The sequence below is a fragment of the Streptomyces sp. NPDC054872 genome, assembly GCF_053610705.1.
In genome coordinates this window covers 1-15,788 of the sequence record NZ_JBSGYY010000002.1, presented here as the reverse complement: position 1 = coordinate 15,788, position 15,788 = coordinate 1, and the positions used below count along the sequence as shown (strand labels likewise).

11 protein-coding genes and 2 rRNA genes are annotated in these 15,788 nt (G+C 69.6%); 5 read left to right on the top strand and 8 right to left on the bottom strand.

Going from position 1 to position 15,788, the window contains the following annotated elements:
• Window positions 1–164: 164 nt before the first annotated feature.
• The 6 genes from hpf to mtnA form a co-directional block, all read right to left on the bottom strand.
• A complete protein-coding gene (gene hpf, locus ACWGIH_RS02245) occupies window positions 165–857 on the bottom strand; it encodes a ribosome hibernation-promoting factor, HPF/YfiA family (protein WP_451204275.1) in 693 nt (230 codons plus the stop codon).
• Window positions 858–1,172: 315 nt separating this feature from the next.
• A complete protein-coding gene (locus ACWGIH_RS02240) occupies window positions 1,173–1,949 on the bottom strand; it encodes a phosphoribosyltransferase family protein (RefSeq protein WP_453448656.1) in 777 nt (258 codons plus the stop codon).
• Between the two features lie 113 nt (window positions 1,950–2,062).
• On the bottom strand, window positions 2,063–3,913 hold the full coding sequence (locus ACWGIH_RS02235) for an LpqB family beta-propeller domain-containing protein (protein WP_453448655.1): 1,851 nt from the start codon (window positions 3,911–3,913) through the stop codon (window positions 2,063–2,065).
• Entirely contained in the window at window positions 3,903–6,023 is a 2,121-nt protein-coding gene (mtrB, locus tag ACWGIH_RS02230) for an MtrAB system histidine kinase MtrB (RefSeq protein ID WP_453448654.1), read from the bottom strand. Before mtrB ends, ACWGIH_RS02235 begins: the two co-directional genes overlap by 11 nt.
• Window position 6,024: 1 nt before the next feature.
• Window positions 6,025–6,714, bottom strand: coding sequence for a two-component system response regulator MtrA (gene mtrA, locus ACWGIH_RS02225; protein WP_361836743.1), 690 nt, complete (start codon window positions 6,712–6,714; stop codon window positions 6,025–6,027).
• 4 nt (window positions 6,715–6,718) lie between these two features.
• Window positions 6,719–7,903 (bottom strand): S-methyl-5-thioribose-1-phosphate isomerase, encoded by a 1,185-nt coding sequence (gene mtnA / locus ACWGIH_RS02220; protein WP_453448653.1) that lies wholly within the window; start codon window positions 7,901–7,903, stop codon window positions 6,719–6,721.
• Between the two features lie 140 nt (window positions 7,904–8,043).
• Between mtnA and ACWGIH_RS02215 the strand changes: the two genes are divergently transcribed.
• From ACWGIH_RS02215 to ACWGIH_RS02195, 5 genes are read left to right on the top strand one after another with little or no spacing between them, the layout of a single operon-like run.
• Entirely contained in the window at window positions 8,044–9,351 is a 1,308-nt protein-coding gene (locus ACWGIH_RS02215; protein ID WP_453448652.1) for a glycerophosphoryl diester phosphodiesterase membrane domain-containing protein, read from the top strand.
• Window positions 9,352–9,355: 4 nt separating this feature from the next.
• Entirely contained in the window at window positions 9,356–10,057 is a 702-nt protein-coding gene (locus tag ACWGIH_RS02210) for a DUF4129 domain-containing protein (protein ID WP_453448651.1), read from the top strand.
• A complete protein-coding gene (locus ACWGIH_RS02205; RefSeq protein ID WP_453448650.1) occupies window positions 10,054–11,373 on the top strand; it encodes a DUF4350 domain-containing protein in 1,320 nt (439 codons plus the stop codon). The genes ACWGIH_RS02210 and ACWGIH_RS02205 overlap by 4 nt, the downstream gene beginning before the upstream one ends.
• Window positions 11,373–12,353, top strand: a complete 981-nt coding sequence (locus tag ACWGIH_RS02200; RefSeq protein WP_453448649.1) for an AAA family ATPase — start codon at window positions 11,373–11,375, stop codon at window positions 12,351–12,353. Before ACWGIH_RS02205 ends, ACWGIH_RS02200 begins: the two co-directional genes overlap by 1 nt.
• Window positions 12,353–13,663 carry a DUF58 domain-containing protein gene (locus ACWGIH_RS02195; protein ID WP_453448648.1) on the top strand — a complete coding sequence of 437 codons (1,311 nt, stop codon included), beginning with the start codon at window positions 12,353–12,355 and terminating at the stop codon, window positions 13,661–13,663. The genes ACWGIH_RS02200 and ACWGIH_RS02195 overlap by 1 nt, the downstream gene beginning before the upstream one ends.
• 90 nt (window positions 13,664–13,753) lie before the next feature.
• Here the strand turns inward: ACWGIH_RS02195 and rrf are convergent.
• Window positions 13,754–13,870 (bottom strand): 5S ribosomal RNA (rrf, locus tag ACWGIH_RS02190).
• Between the two features lie 91 nt (window positions 13,871–13,961).
• Window positions 13,962–15,788, bottom strand: a 23S ribosomal RNA gene (locus ACWGIH_RS02185); the annotation flags it as partial.

Sequence of the window (15,788 nt, the reverse complement as noted above, 5' to 3'; positions counted from 1 at the left end):
TGCGTCGGCTGCCGCCAACCCGAGGCAACAGCACACCGGTTGACCGGCTCCGCCCATGATTTCATGCCCGGGCGGTCCCGCGGTGCGCGCAGGGGTCGCATGATGATGCCCCTGGGGGCGCACACGCGCTCCAGGGGCATCAGCAAACCCTCGGCCGGACGGGGTCAGCCGCCGAGCGCACCGCCACCGCCGCCGGATTCCGGCCGCGCGACCATGGGGTCGGTGTTGAGGCGGATCACGCCGTAGTCGTAGGCGTGCCGCCGGTAGACGACGCTCGGTTCCTTCGACTCCGAGTCGACGAACAAGTAGAAGTCGTGCCCGACGAGTTCCATCTCGTAGAGCGCCTGGTCGAGCGTCATCGGGGCCGCCACGTGGCTCTTCTCGCGGACCACGAGCGGGCCTTCGCCCTGAATCTCCAGCGAGCCGATCCTCTTGACGGGCACGCCGTCCGGCTCCTCCTCGCGGACGAGGGTGCCGTCTCCGTTGAGAGTGGCCGCGTCCGGCACCCGCTCGGCGACTTCGGCGGCGGAGAGCCTGCCGGTGCCGCGCCGGTTGTGGCGCTTCTCGTGCTGCTTGCGCAGCCTTGCGTCGAGCTTGGCGGTGGCCAGGTCGAGCGCCGCGTACGGATCGGTCGCCGAGGCCTCCGCGCGGATCACTGGCCCGCGTCCCCGGAGTGTGATCTCGACACGGTCGGAACGGTCGGCCTGACGCGGGTTGGCTTCCTTGGACACCTCGACGTCGAGGCTGATCACCTTGCCGTCGAGCTTCTGGATCTTCTCCAGGTTCAGCTTCTCGGCCACGTGCTTGCGGAACCGCTCGGGCACCTCGGTCTTGCGGCCCTTGACGACGATGTCCACGCAGAACTCCGTTCCCGGATCGCCCCGCTTCGGCGGCGGAGCATCTCCCTTTTGCACCAGGCCCCGGTGACTCCCGGAGCCTCGGACTCGGTGACTTCCACCTCCTCCTCCCCCGCGAACAAGATCTCCACCCCGACCGGCCCGGGTGATTGCGAAAAACCCGGCGACCGGCATTCCGATATGCGAGGGGCGGCGTCCGCCATTCCTCACAACCGAACATATCTCGCCCGGACGGATGTCGTCACCCTCTACCGGTGCATACCTCCATTCAGGTGTATTGACCCTCTCACTACCTGCAACGATGCAAGTTCCCAGTCAGTTCCGGTTTATTCCGAAAGAATCCGGTGAGGAAGCAACAACAGCCGCGATGATCCTGTTCTCGCCGGTAATTTCACGGGCTGTCACCACTGCGCCCGTCCCTTTACTTTCCGTGCCTACGTCACGTATTGCGCGCGCGGCCTCGGCCAAAGACGCGCCCGTGGTCATCAGGTCGTCCACGATCACGACCCGCCCACCGGCGAGCAGCCGCCCGCCACCCGCGGTCACCTCCAGGGCGCCCCGCAGATTCGCCTGCCGCTGACGGGAGTTGAGCCCCGCCTGGTCGGCCACGACCCGCCGCTGGCGCAGTACACCGAGCACTCGGGCCCGCACGCCGCCCCGGCGCAGCTCCCCCGCGGCGGCCAGCGCGATCCGCCGTACCGGATCGTGGCCACGCCGCCGCACGGCCCCGCGAGCCGACGGCACCGGCACCAGCAGTACCGGAGCGTCACCGGCGACGCCCTCGTGAGGCCCGGCACCCTCGTGGAGCCCTGCCCGCACCGCCCCGGCGAGGCCCGCGCCCAACGGCCCCGCGAGCCCCAGAGCACCCCGCTCCTTGTGCGCGAGCAGAACCGTCCGCACCGAGTCCCCGTAAACGGCCGAAGCATGCACCTGCGGCAGCCCCGGCGGCCGGGGACGGGGACTCACCCGGCACGGCGCGGCCCCGCACAGGGCGTCGCGGCACGGCGCGCAGAGCGCCGTACGAGGCCTGCCACAGCCTCCGCACTCGGCCGGCAGCACCAGATCGGTGAGGTCCCGCCACCACCCCGTCATGCCCACCACTGTGCCAAGGCCCGAGCACCCCTGGCCACCCCTGTGGACAACGGCCTGTGGACAACGGCCTGTGGACAACTCGACGGCGCGGAAGAGGCGTTACTACGGCACCCTCACCCGGGATAGACCGGCGCCGACCCTCTCTCCACCACCGTCTGCCACTGCGCGCCCGTCGGCAGCCGCACTATCCCGTCGTCCGAGTGCGCCACCAGCGGCTGCCGCTCGTCCTCGGACGCCGCGATCTCCTTCACGCCGGTGAGGCCGGGCAGCGTCGCTCCCGCGGGCACCGAGCCATCGCTCTGGACGTACCGCATCTGCTGCACGCCACCGGACTCGCGCCCGACCACCACGAGGCGGCTGCCGCCCGCCCACGACATGGCGGTGACCTCCTCCATCTGCGGCGCGGCCTGACGCAGGCCGTCCACCGAGATCTGCGGCTGCTCGCCCTTGGCACCCGTCCGCTCGACGCGGCCGATCTGCAGGCTCGTCTTGCCGTCCTTCTTCACGAGGAGCGCGATCCGTACGCCGTCGGCCGACACCCGTACCGCCTCGATCCGCCCGTCGAGGTTCGCGATCTTGACCGGCAGCGGCTCTCCCGCACCCTGCTCCAGCCAGAGCAGACGCGGCCGCTTCGGGTCGCGGTCGGCCACCCAGAGGTCACCGCGGCCGTCCCAGCTGGGCGTCGAGAGACCGTCCTGCTCGGACTTCGCCTTGCTGCGCACCTCCGGCTTGCCGAGACCGCCCTCCGAGACCAGCGACCCCATGTACAGCGAACGCCCGTCGAGCGACACCCCGGCCGCCCGCTCCTCGTCCCGCGACACGGCGGCGGACCGCAGCGGCTGCTCGCCAGTGCCCAGCTTCCCCCGCACGGGCTGCGGATCGGCCTTGCCACCGGCGCTGGCGGGCATCTGCACCAGACGGCGCTTGTCGTCGATGAGGTACTGGAAGTCGGGGTGCTCGGCCGTGCGACGCGAGGCGACGGACTCGGCGCGCTCCTTGCTCAGGACGCACAGCTGCGAGCCGTTGCGACGCTGCAGCTCCACCTCCTGGACGCCGGACGACGTCAAGTCCTGGAGCGTGAAGAGCAGTTGAGCGGCCATCTCCGTGCACCGCTCCTGGCCCATGGAGTCGGCCTTCTCGTTCAGCGGCACCGTCAGCTTGCCCTGGTCGTCGGGCGCCAGCGTCTTGGTGCCCGCCTTGAGCCGCGTACCCGTCGGGAAGCGCGTGCCCACGACCTGCTTGAGCCAGGTGGTGGGGCCGTCGAGCAGCGCCTTGACGCTCTCCGTCACGGGGTCTATTCGCTGGCGTATGTAGACGGGGTCGGCGACGAGCCCTTCCTGGCCGCCACCGGTCGCACCGGAGGAACGCGTCGCGAAGTAGTACTTGTTGACCGACCAGTAGATGCGCTGGAAGTCGGACTGCCCGAGCACGACGCCCTGCGGCACCCGGTCCAGCCGCCACTCCTTGCCGTTCGGCCCGTCCTGCTGGGTGAGGTGCACGCTCTGGTCGTACGCGTCGTTGTCGAGCTGGTAGGCGTGCTCATGGTTCACGGTGGCGACCTTGTGGCCGGTCAGCGGGAAGGTACGGCCCGTGTCGCCGTCCCCGACACTGCCCGAACCCGTGCTCGGCCCGCTCTCCAGCACCGTGGTCTGCACATCGGGGTTCCAGCCCTTGGACGCTTCCTTGGTCAGATACTTGCGCGCCATCGCGAACTGGGGGTCGTCGCTGGTCAGCGCCTCCAGGAAGCCCTGAACGATCTCCGACGGGCCGGCGTCCTCCCCCGGCGGCATCGCGTAGACCCGGACCTGCGACTGCGAGTCCGGCCGCTGGGAGGCGTCGACCGCCTTGAGGTTCCCGCTGTCGGGCATCGAGGCACACCCCGCGAGCAGCACCCCGCAGGAGCCGAACAGCACACCGGCCCGCAGCGGACGCCGGCGAGCGCGGCGGTCGTGGTCAGCGGCCACGAGAGGCCTCCCCTTCCCTGGTGGGATCCGTTTCCGTCCCGCTCGCGTGCCCCGTGTCCGTCGCGGCGTCCGTCGCGTTGCCTGTCGCGGTGTCCGTCGCCCGTTCACCGGAGACGTCGTCCAGCGGCCTGCGCGGCACCACCCGCGCCCCGCTGCCCGGCAACGCGGTGGGGTCCACCGTCGTGGCCGCCCCGGCGAGCCGCGGCGCGATCGGCGCCCTCGCCGGCACGGGCGGCGGCACCCGCTCCGACGTCGAGGGCTGCGCGGGCACCGTGGCGAGCTTGTTCGCGCCGCCGAGCGGCAGACCCGCGTCGTTCAGGCCGCGATGACGTCGCGAATCGTCGGGCTCCAGCGGTATCGGCGATCCCCGCAGCGGCTCGTCCGCCGTGCGCGGCAGCGTCAGACGGAACTGCGAACCGCCGCCCGGCTCACCCCACGCCTGCAGCCAGCCGCCGTGCAGCCGTGCGTCCTCGAGTGCGATGGAGAGCCCGAGGCCCGTACCACCGGTGGTACGCGCGCGTGCCGGGTCGGCCCGCCAGAAGCGGCTGAACACCCGGGTCGCCTCACCCGGCTTCAGCCCCACTCCGTAGTCCCGCACCGCGACCGCGACGGCGCCGCCCGCCACCGCGAGCCGCACCACGACGTCCCGGCCCTCGCCGTGCTCCACGGCATTGACCACGAGGTTGCGAAGGACCCGCTCCACACGGCGTGCGTCGGCCTCGGCGACCACGGGCTGCTGGTCCCCGACGATCCGTACGTGCGTCCCCTTGCGCTCCGCGAGCGGCTCCGCACCGCCCACGACACGTCGTACGACCTCACGCAGGTCTATCGGCTCGGCCTCCAGAGCCGCCGCGCCCGCGTCGAACCGGCTGATCTCGAGGAGGTCCGCCAGCAGCGTCTCGAACCGGTCCAGCTGATCGGCGAGCAGCTCGGCCGACCGCGCGGTCACCGGATCGAAGTCCACGCGCGCGTCATGGATGACATCGGCCGCCATCCGTACGGTCGTCAGCGGCGTACGCAGCTCGTGCGAGACGTCCGAGACGAAGCGGCGCTGCATCCGCGAGAGCTCCTCCAGCTGCTGGATCTTCAGCTGGAGGTTCTGTGCCATCTTGTTGAAGGCCTCGCCGAGCCGCGCGATGTCGTCCTCACCGGTGACCTTCATACGTTCCTGAAGGCGCCCGGCGGACAGCCGCTCGGCGATGCCGGCTGCCATCCGTACCGGCGTCACGACCTGGCGCACCACCAGCCAGGCGATGGCGCCGAGCAGCACCACGACGAACAGGCCCGCGGTGGCGAGCGTCGTCCTGACGACGCCTAGGGACTCCTCCTCCTGCGTCAGCGGGAAGAGGTAGTACAGCTGGTAGGGCTTGCCGTTCAGGTCGTTCAGGCGCTTGCCGATGACGAGGCCCGGCTGGGCGTCACGGCCGTCGTTGAAGACGATCCGCGTATTGCTCTGATAGGCCCGGGTGCCCTCGTCGACGCTGCTGCGCAGCGCCTCGGGAACACTCTGGATCGGGTCCACGCCCCCGGAGGCACGCGGCCCGCGCACACTGCCGCCGTCCGCGGTGGACGTCGGGCTCAGCGTCACCACGTTGAACGCGCTCTGGCCGCCGCTGGAGAGCTGCTCGACCAGGTCGGACATCCATACGGCGGTGGGCGGCGTGGCCCCTCCGTCGGGCGTGCCGGCGGCGCTGTCCTGCCCCGAGCGCGGCCGGGCGGAGTTCGCCTCGTCCTGAGCCGCCCTGAAACCACCGTCGGCCTGGCTCTGCGAGGCCTTCACCTTGGCCTTGAGCAGGCCGTTGTTCACCGAACTCATGACGGCGAAGCCCAGCATCAGGACCACGCCGAGCGACATGAGCAACGTCGTGACGACGACCTTCAGCTGGATGTTGCGCCGCCACAGCCGCAGGGCGGGCAGCAGCGGACGGCGCACCCAGCGCACGAAGAGCCTCAGGACGGGGCTGCCCTGCACCCCGTCCTGCAACAGCAGACCACCGTCGAGGAGCCGCCCGAACGTCGAGCCGCGCCGCGTCGGTCCCCCAGTCCGCCCCGAGCGGCCGCCCGGAGCCGGAGCCCCGGGAGGTGTCGCGGGGGAACTGTCCCGGGACATGTCAGCTCGGTCCGGCCTTGTAACCGACACCACGGACGGTCACCACGATCTCCGGACGCTCGGGGTCCTTCTCGACCTTCGAGCGCAGCCGCTGCACGTGCACGTTCACCAGGCGGGTGTCGGCCGCGTGGCGGTAGCCCCAGACCTGCTCGAGCAGCACCTCACGCGTGAACACCTGCCACGGCTTGCGGGCCAGCGCAACAAGGAGGTCGAACTCCAGCGGCGTCAGCGCGATCGACTGGCCCTCCCGCTTCACGGAGTGCCCCGCCACGTCGATGACCAGGTCACCGATGGTCAGCTGCTCCGGCGCGGGCTCCTCGGACCTCCGCAGCCGCGCCCTGATGCGGGCCACGAGCTCCTTCGGCTTGAAGGGCTTCACGATGTAGTCGTCGGCGCCCGACTCCAGGCCGACCACCACGTCCACCGTGTCGCTCTTGGCCGTGAGCATGACGATCGGCACCCCGGACTCCGCCCTGATCAGGCGGCACACCTCGATGCCATCACGGCCCGGCAACATCAAATCCAGCAGTACAAGATCCGGCTTTGCCTCCCTGAAAGCGGCCAGCGCCTTGTCGCCATCAGCTACGAACGACGGCTCAAAACCTTCACCACGCAGCACAATCCCGAGCATCTCGGCCAGTGCGGTGTCGTCGTCGACGACAAGGACTCGTCCCTTCATGCCTGACATCATCCCATTAGCTCATCGATACCTGGCGTGACCTGGCACACAGCTCGCCCAGGCCCCCTGCTGTCACGGGCGACACGACGCCCTCCTCGGTGACGATCGCCGTCACCAGTTCCGGAGGTGTCACGTCGAACGCGGGGTTGTACGCCTGGGTCCCCAGAGGTGCCACCGCCGTCCCGCCTCCCACTTCGAACCCGGCCACCGGCACATGGGGTGCCGTGACCTCCGTCACTTCATGACTCGCCCGCTGCTCCACCTCGATGGACGCTCCGTCCGGGGTGTCCGGGTCCACGGTCGTGACCGGTGCCACCACGATGAACGGCACGTGGTGGTAGCGGGCGAGCACCGCGAGCGGATAGCTCCCCACCTTGTTGGCCACCGAACCGTCGGCCGCGATGCGGTCGGCGCCGATCAGCACGGCATCCACCTCACCCGCCGCGAACAGCGACCCCGCCGCGTTGTCCGTAAGCAAGGTGTACGCCATTCCGGCCCGCGCCGCCTCATACGCGGTCAGCCTCGAACCCTGCAGCAAGGGCCGCGTCTCGTCCACCCACAGCCTGCGAAGACGCCCTTCGCGGTGTGCCGCGAGGGCCACCGCGAAGGCCGTGCCCTCACCGCCGGACACCAGTGCCCCCGTGTTGCAGTGGGTGAGGATCCGGTGGCTGCCGCCCGGCAGCATCTCGTCGAGCAGCGCGAGCCCGTGCGCCGCCATCTTCCCACTGGCCTCGGCGTCCTCCCGGTGCAGCGCCCGCGCGGCCGCCAGCGCCGCGGCGCCTGCCCGCTCCGGATCGGCCCCGTCGGCCAGCGCCGCGCGGTAGGCCGTCAGGGCCCTGCGCACGCCGTACCCGAGATTGACCGCGGTGGGTCTGGCGCCCGCGAGCGCGCCCGCCGCCTCCTCCACGTCGAAGCCGCGTACGGCGGCCAGCGCGACGCCGTACGCACCGGCTATGCCGAGCAGCGGTGCCCCGCGCACCGCCAGCGTGCGGATCGCCTGCACCAGCGCCGGCGCGTCCGTGCACACCAGCTCGGACTCCTCACCGGGCAGCCTGGTCTGGTCGAGGAGGACCAGCACGGGGCCCTCGGGCGGCTCGGCCCAGCGGATCACGGAGATCGCCGGGTTCGCCTCCTTCACCGGATTCGTCGGGGTCTGGATCGGCCGGATGTCCTCGCCTGATTGCGCGTACTGATCAGCCATCCGCCCAGTCTGCCCCGTACCTGACGGACAATTGAAGGTGTGCAGCCCATACGCTGCCCGGTCCCCGCGGGGGTGCGCCGTGGCACGATGGCTGGCAACCTGCCGCCGCGACCGCGGACGGGCACCGTGAAGGAGCGACGATGAACGACACTCCGGGCTGGGCTTCGCCCGGATCTGCCCCCTCCGACGACGGCAAGGACTCCGGCGAGCCCGGACCCACCGAGCCCGCGGACCAGCCCGACGCTCCCGCATCGAAGTGGTCCAAGGAGCAGCCGCCGCCCGCCCAGTGGTCCGCCCCCAGCCCACCCGCACCCGGCCAGACCCCGCCTCCGCCGCCACCCCCGCCCGGCGGCGGCTGGGGCGGCGGACACCCCGGCGGCCCCGGCCCCGGCGGCTCTGGCCCCGGTGGCCCCGGCCGCTACCCCGGCTGGGGCGCGTGGCAAGGCCCGCCGCCCGCCGCGAAGCCCGGCGTCATCCCGCTGCGGCCCCTCGGCGTCGGCGAGATCCTGGACGGCGCGGTCTCCACGATGCGTACGTACTGGCGCACCGTGCTCGGCATCTCGCTCGCCGTGGCCGTGTTCACGGAGATCGTCGTCATCCTGCTCCAAGGGCTCGTCCTCAACGACAGCGCTTCCACGGACGCCCTCGACGACCCGAGCGCGACCGTCGGCGAACTGACCCGCGCCCTGGGCGACACCCTGCTGAGCTCCGGCGTGATCCTGCTGATCACGCTGCTCGGCACGATCGTCGCGACCGCCCTGCTCACGATGGTCACCAGCCGCGCCGTCCTCGGTAAGTCGGTCACCACGGCCGAGGCCTGGCAGGACGCCAAGCCGCAGCTGCCCAGGCTGATCGGCCTGACGCTGCTGCTCCCGCTCATCGGCATGGCGGTCGTCGCCGCCGGCAGCCTGCCCGGCGTGCTGATCGCGACGGCCGGGGCGTCGGACGCGGGCATCAGCCTCGCCGTCCTCGGCGGATTCGCCGCCCTCGTCGTCGCCATCTGGCTCCTCGTCCGCTTCTCGCTCGCCTCGCCCGCCCTGATGCTGGAGAAGCAGGGCGTGAAGAAGTCGATGACCCGCTCGGCGAAGCTGGTCCGCGGCTCCTGGTGGCGCGTGTTCGGCATCCAGCTGCTCGCCGCGATCATCGCCAACGTCGTCGCGTCGATCATCGTCATCCCCTTCACCCTCATCGCGGGCGCGCTGAGCGGCGACGGCGTCACCGGCTTCCTCGACAGCGGCACCGGCGACCTCGGCTGGACCTTCCTGATCGTCAGCGGCGTCGGCTCGATCATCGGCTCGATGCTCACGTTCCCGATCACCGCCGGCGTCACGGTCCTTCTCTACGTCGACCAGCGGATCCGCCGGGAGGCCCTCGACCTCGAACTGGCGCGCGCGGCGGGTCTCCAGGGCGACAACGGCTCAAGCTCCCCCGGAACCCCGGGGAGCTGATGCGGTGACGGGGGCAGCACTGCAGGCAGCGAGGACGGTCGCACCACTCGTACGACGCACCGGGGACGACGACCCCCCGGTGACGATCCCGCGCGCCCCCGCGCGGGAGGCAGCCGAGCGCGAACTGTCCGACCCCGCCTACCACGAGAACGACCCGAGCCTCCTGCAGCGCGCCCTGGACCGCTTCTGGGAGTGGGTCGACAACCTGTTCTCCGCCGCCTCTGGAGCCACCCCGGGCGGCGGACTCGGGCTCCTCGTCATCGCCATCGCCGTACTGGCCCTCGTCGCGGCCCTGTGGTGGCGCCTCGGCACCCCGCACCGCTCCCCCGCTTCCTCCCCCGCCCTCTTCGACGACCGCCCGCGCACCGCCGCGGAACACCGCGCCGCCGCCGAGGCACACGCCGCCCAGGGCCACTGGAACCAAGCCGTCCAGGAACGCCTGCGGGCGATCGTCCGCTCCCTGGAGGAACGCGCCCTCCTGGACCCCCGCCCCGGCCGCACAGCGGACGAAGCAGCGGCGGAGGCCTCCGCGCCCCTCCCGACCCACGCCACGGAACTCCAGGCGGCGGCCCAGTCGTTCGACGCCGTCACATACGGCGCCCGCACAGCGACAGAGCCGACCTACGCCCGCCTGACCACCCTGGACAAGGCCCTGACCCAAACAAGGCCGACCCTGGACAACACCCCCCAGGGAGCCCAGAGTTGACACCCCCCCAGCACCCACAAAACCCCGACAGACCACACGCCCCCAAAAACACAAACAACACCAACACCCCCAAAAACAAAGCCGACACCACCCACCCCGCTGCAAAAGAGCCCGAGACCGCCCCCGGCCCCGGCCCCAGCACCCCCACCTCCTCAGCCCCCACCCCCCGCCAGCTCTGGACCAAGACCCGCGGCATCCTCCTCGCCCTGGTACTCCTCCTGGCAGCCGCCATCGCCGTCGCGGCCGTCCGCTCCGGCGCCCAGCACGGTCGACTCGACCCGCGCTCGGCCGACCCGTACGGCAGCCGTGCCGTCGCCGAACTCCTCGCGGACCGCGGCGTGTCCACCCGCGTGGTCACCACCTCCGAAGAGGCCAGAGCAGCGGCAGGACCGGACACCACGCTCCTGGTGACCACCCCGGACCGGCTCACCGAACGCCAGCAGTCCCGCCTCCGCACGGCCACCGAGGACTCCCGAGGCCGCACCGTCCTCCTCGCCCCCGGAACCCCCTCGGTCAGCACCCTCGCACCGGGGGTCACCGCGGACGCCACCCCCAGCCTCGACTCGACGCTCTCCCCCCGCTGCGACCTCCGCACCGCCGAACGCGCGGGCTCCGCCGACGTGGGCGGCCTCCGCTACGACACCCTCGCTCCACGAGCCGACGCCTGCTACCTCAGCGACGGCCTCCCCAGCCTGCTGCGTCTCCCGGCCGCCGAAGGGCCCGGCGACACCGTCGTACTCGGCGCCCCCGACATCCTCTTCAACGACCGCGTCGACGAACAGGGCAACGCCTCACTGGCCCTGCAACTCCTCGGCTCCCGCCCCCACTTGGTCTGGTACCTCCCCTCACTCTCCGATGACGCCGCCACCGGCGACACCGCCGACCGCGACTTCTTCGACCTCATCCCCGACGGCTGGCTCTGGGGCACCCTGCAACTCACCGTCGCCGCCGCACTCGCCGCCCTGTGGCGCGCCCGCCGCCTCGGCCCGCTGGTCCCCGAACGCCTCCCCGTGGCCATCCGCGCCTCCGAAACCGTCGAAGGCCGAGCCCGCCTCTACCGCAAGGCCAACGCCCGCGACCGCGCGTCCGCCGCCCTCCGCTCGGCCACCCGCACCCGCATCGCCCCCCTCATCGGCGTCTCCCCCACGCAGGCGCACGCGCCCGAAACCCTGCTCCCCGCCCTGTCCGCCAGGCTCCGCACCCCCGGCCAGGACCTGCACCCCCTCCTCTTCGGCCCGCCCCCCGCCGACGACGCCGCCCTCATCACGCTCGCCGACCAACTCGACGCCCTCGAAAGAGAGGTACGTACTTCATGATGGACCCGACCACTGACAACGCCGGGAGCTCCGGCAGCGCCCGCTCCTCCCTGGAGTCCCTGCGCACCGAGATCTCGAAGGCCGTGGTCGGCCAGGACGCCGCGGTGACGGGCCTCGTCGTGGCCCTCCTCTGCCGCGGCCACGTCCTCCTCGAAGGCGTACCCGGAGTGGCGAAGACCCTGCTCGTCCGCGCCCTCGCCGCGTCCCTCGAACTCGACACCAAGCGCGTCCAGTTCACCCCTGACCTGATGCCGAGCGACGTCACCGGCTCCCTCATCTACGACGCCCGCACCACCGAGTTCTCCTTCCAGCCCGGCCCGGTCTTCACCAACCTCCTCCTCGCCGACGAGATCAACCGCACCCCGCCCAAGACGCAGTCCTCCCTCCTCGAAGCCATGGAGGAACGCCAGGTCACGGTGGACGGCACCCCCCGCCCGCTCCCCGAGCCCTTCCTCGTCGCGGCCACCCAGAACCCGGTCGAGTACGAAGGCACGTACCCCCTCCCCGAAGCCCAGCTGGACCGTTTCCTCCTCAAGCTCACCGTCTCCCTCCCCTCCCGCCAGGACGAGATCAACGTCCTCACGCGCCACGCGGAAGGCTTCAACCCCCGCGACCTCGCAGCCGCCGGCATCCGCCCCGTGGCGGGCCCCGCCGACCTGGAAGCAGCCCGCGCCGCGGTCGCCAAGACATCCGTCTCCCCGGAGATCACCGGGTACGTGGTGGACATCTGCCGCGCCACCCGCGAATCCCCGTCGCTCACCCTGGGCGCCTCCCCCCGCGGCGCGACCGCGCTCCTCTCCACGGCCCGCGCCTGGGCCTGGCTGACGGGCCGCGACTACGTCATCCCCGACGACGTGAAGGCCCTCGCCCTCCCCACACTTCGCCACCGCGTCCAACTCCGCCCGGAGGCCGAGATGGAGGGCGTCACGGCCGACTCCGTGATCAACGCGATCCTCGCCCACGTCCCGGTCCCCCGCTGATGGCCCTCACCGGCCGCACAGCCCTCCTGGCGGCCCTCGGCAGCCTCCCCGTGGGCATCTGGGAACCCAGCTGGACAGGCATCCTCGCCGTGAACGCCCCGCTGGCCCTGGCCTGCGCCTGCGACTTCGCCCTCGCCGCTCCCGTACGCCGCCTCGGCCTGACCCGCGCGGGCGACACCTCCGTACGTCTCGGCGAATCCGCCGACGTCGAACTGACCGTCACCAACCCCTCCGGCCGGCCCCTGCGCGCCCAGATCCGGGACGCCTGGCCCCCGAGCAGCTGGCACCCCGGCACCGAAGTCGAGTCTTCCCGCAGCCGGTTGACGATCCCGCCCGGTGAACGGCGCCGCCTCACCACCCGCCTGCGCCCCACCCGCCGAGGCGACCACCAGGCCGACCGCGTCACCATCCGCTCGTACGGCCCCTTGGGGCTCCTCACCCGCCAGGGCAGCCACAAGGTCCCGTGGACACTCCGGGTCCTGCCCCCCTTCACCAGCCGCAAGCACCTCCCGTCCAAGCTGGCCCGCCTCCGCGAACTCGACGGCCGCACCAGCGTGCTGACCCGCGGCCAGGGCACGGAATTCGACAGCCTCCGCGACTACGTCCCCGGCGACGACACCCGCTCCATCGACTGGCGCGCCACCGCCCGCCAGTCCAACGTCGCCGTCCGCACTTGGCGCCCCGAACGCGACCGCCACATCCTCCTGGTCCTCGACACCGGCCGCACCTCCGCGGGCCGGGTCGGCGACGCCCCGCGCCTCGACGCCTCCATGGACGCGGCCCTGCTCCTCGCGGCCCTGGCCTCAAGGGCGGGAGACAGGGTGGACCTCCTCGCGTACGACCGCCGGGTACGAGCCCTGGTCCAGGGCAAAGCAGCAGGTGACGTGCTCCCCTCGGTCGTCAACGCCCTGGCCGCGCTGGAACCCGAACTCGTCGAAACGGACGCCAGAGGCCTGACCTCAACAGCGCTCCGCACGGCAACCCGCAGCTCGCTCATAGTTCTGCTGACCAGCCTGGACGCAGCCCCCATCGAAGAGGGCCTGCTCCCCGTGCTCTCCCGCCTCACCCAACGCCACACGGTCCTCCTGGCCTCGGTCGCGGACCCTCACATAGAGCAGATGTCCAAGGCCCGAGGAACAACAGAAGCCGTGTACGACGCCGCAGCAGCCGCCCAGGCCCACGCGGAACGCCACCGCACGGCAGAACAACTCACGCGCCACGGCGTAACAGTCGTGGACGCGACCCCAGCGGACTTGGCCCCCGCATTGGCAGATGCATACCTGTCCCTCAAGGCAGCCGGCCGCCTCTGAAACAGAAAAAGGCCCTTTAAGGGCCTCTAAATATGGTGAACGCAGAAAACCCCCGCACCCAGAGGGTGCGGGGGTTTCCCGTTAATAATAGTTCGGCGGCGTCCTACTCTCCCACAGGGTCCCCCCTGCAGTACCATCGGCGCTGTGAGGCTTAGCTTCCGGGTTCGGAATGTAACCGGGCGTTTCCCTCACGCTATGACCACCGAAACACTATGAAACTGTCAACCGCACCGTAGTCGTGGCCCGACATACGGGGTTGTTCGTGGTTTCAGAACCAACACAGTGGACGCGAGCAACTGAGGACAAGCCCTCGGCCTATTAGTACCAGTCACCTCCACCCGTTACCGGGCTTCCAGATCTGGCCTATCAACCCAGTCGTCTACTGGGAGCCTTAACCCCTCAAAGGGGGTGGGAATACTCATCTTGAAGCAGGCTTCCCGCTTAGATGCTTTCAGCGGTTATCCTTTCCGAACGTAGCCAACCAGCCATGCCCTTGGCAGGACAACTGGCACACCAGAGGTTCGTCCGTCCCGGTCCTCTCGTACTAGGGACAGCCCTTCTCAATATTCCTACGCGCACAGCGGATAGGGACCGAACTGTCTCACGACGTTCTAAACCCAGCTCGCGTACCGCTTTAATGGGCGAACAGCCCAACCCTTGGGACCGACTCCAGCCCCAGGATGCGACGAGCCGACATCGAGGTGCCAAACCATCCCGTCGATATGGACTCTTGGGGAAGATCAGCCTGTTATCCCCGGGGTACCTTTTATCCGTTGAGCGACGGCGCTTCCACAAGCCACCGCCGGATCACTAGTCCCGACTTTCGTCCCTGCTCGACCCGTCGGTCTCACAGTCAAGCTCCCTTGTGCACTTACACTCAACACCTGATTACCAACCAGGCTGAGGGAACCTTTGGGCGCCTCCGTTACTCTTTGGGAGGCAACCGCCCCAGTTAAACTACCCATCAGACACTGTCCCTGATCCGGATCACGGACCCAGGTTAGACATCCAGCACGACCAGAGTGGTATTTCAACGTTGACTCCACGAACACTGGCGTGCCCGCTTCAAAGTCTCCCACCTATCCTACACAAGCCGAACCGAACACCAATATCAAACTGTAGTAAAGGTCCCGGGGTCTTTCCGTCCTGCTGCGCGAAACGAGCATCTTTACTCGTAGTGCAATTTCACCGGGCCTATGGTTGAGACAGTCGAGAAGTCGTTACGCCATTCGTGCAGGTCGGAACTTACCCGACAAGGAATTTCGCTACCTTAGGATGGTTATAGTTACCACCGCCGTTTACTGGCGCTTAAGTTCTCAGCTTCGCACACCCGAAAGTGCACTAACCGGTCCCCTTAACGTTCCAGCACCGGGCAGGCGTCAGTCCGTATACATCGCCTTACGGCTTCGCACGGACCTGTGTTTTTAGTAAACAGTCGCTTCTCGCTGGTCTCTGCGGCCACCCCCAGCTCATGGAGTAAATCCAATCACCAGTGATGGCCCCCCTTCTCCCGAAGTTACGGGGGCATTTTGCCGAGTTCCTTAACCATAGTTCACCCGAACGCCTCGGTATTCTCTACCTGACCACCTGAGTCGGTTTAGGGTACGGGCCGCCATGAAACTCGCTAGAGGCTTTTCTCGACAGCATAGGATCATCCACTTCACCACAATCGGCTCGGCATCAGGTCTCAGCCTTAATGTGCGACGGATTTACCTATCACACGGCCTACACCCTTACCCCGGGACAACCACCGCCCGGGCTGGACTACCTTCCTGCGTCACCCCATCACTCACCTACTACAAGTCTGGATCGTCGGCTCCACCACTTCCCTTTGCCCGAAGGCTCCAGGACGGCTTCACGGACTTAGCATCGCCTGATTCAATGTTTGACGCTTCACAGCGGGTACCGGAATATCAACCGGTTATCCATCGACTACGCCTGTCGGCCTCGCCTTAGGTCCCGACTTACCCTGGGCAGATCAGCTTGACCCAGGAACCCTTAGTCAATCGGCGCACACGTTTCTCACGTATGTATCGCTACTCATGCCTGCATTCTCACTCGTGAACCGTCCACCACTAGCTTCCGCTGCAGCTTCACCCGGCACACGACGCTCCCCTACCCATCC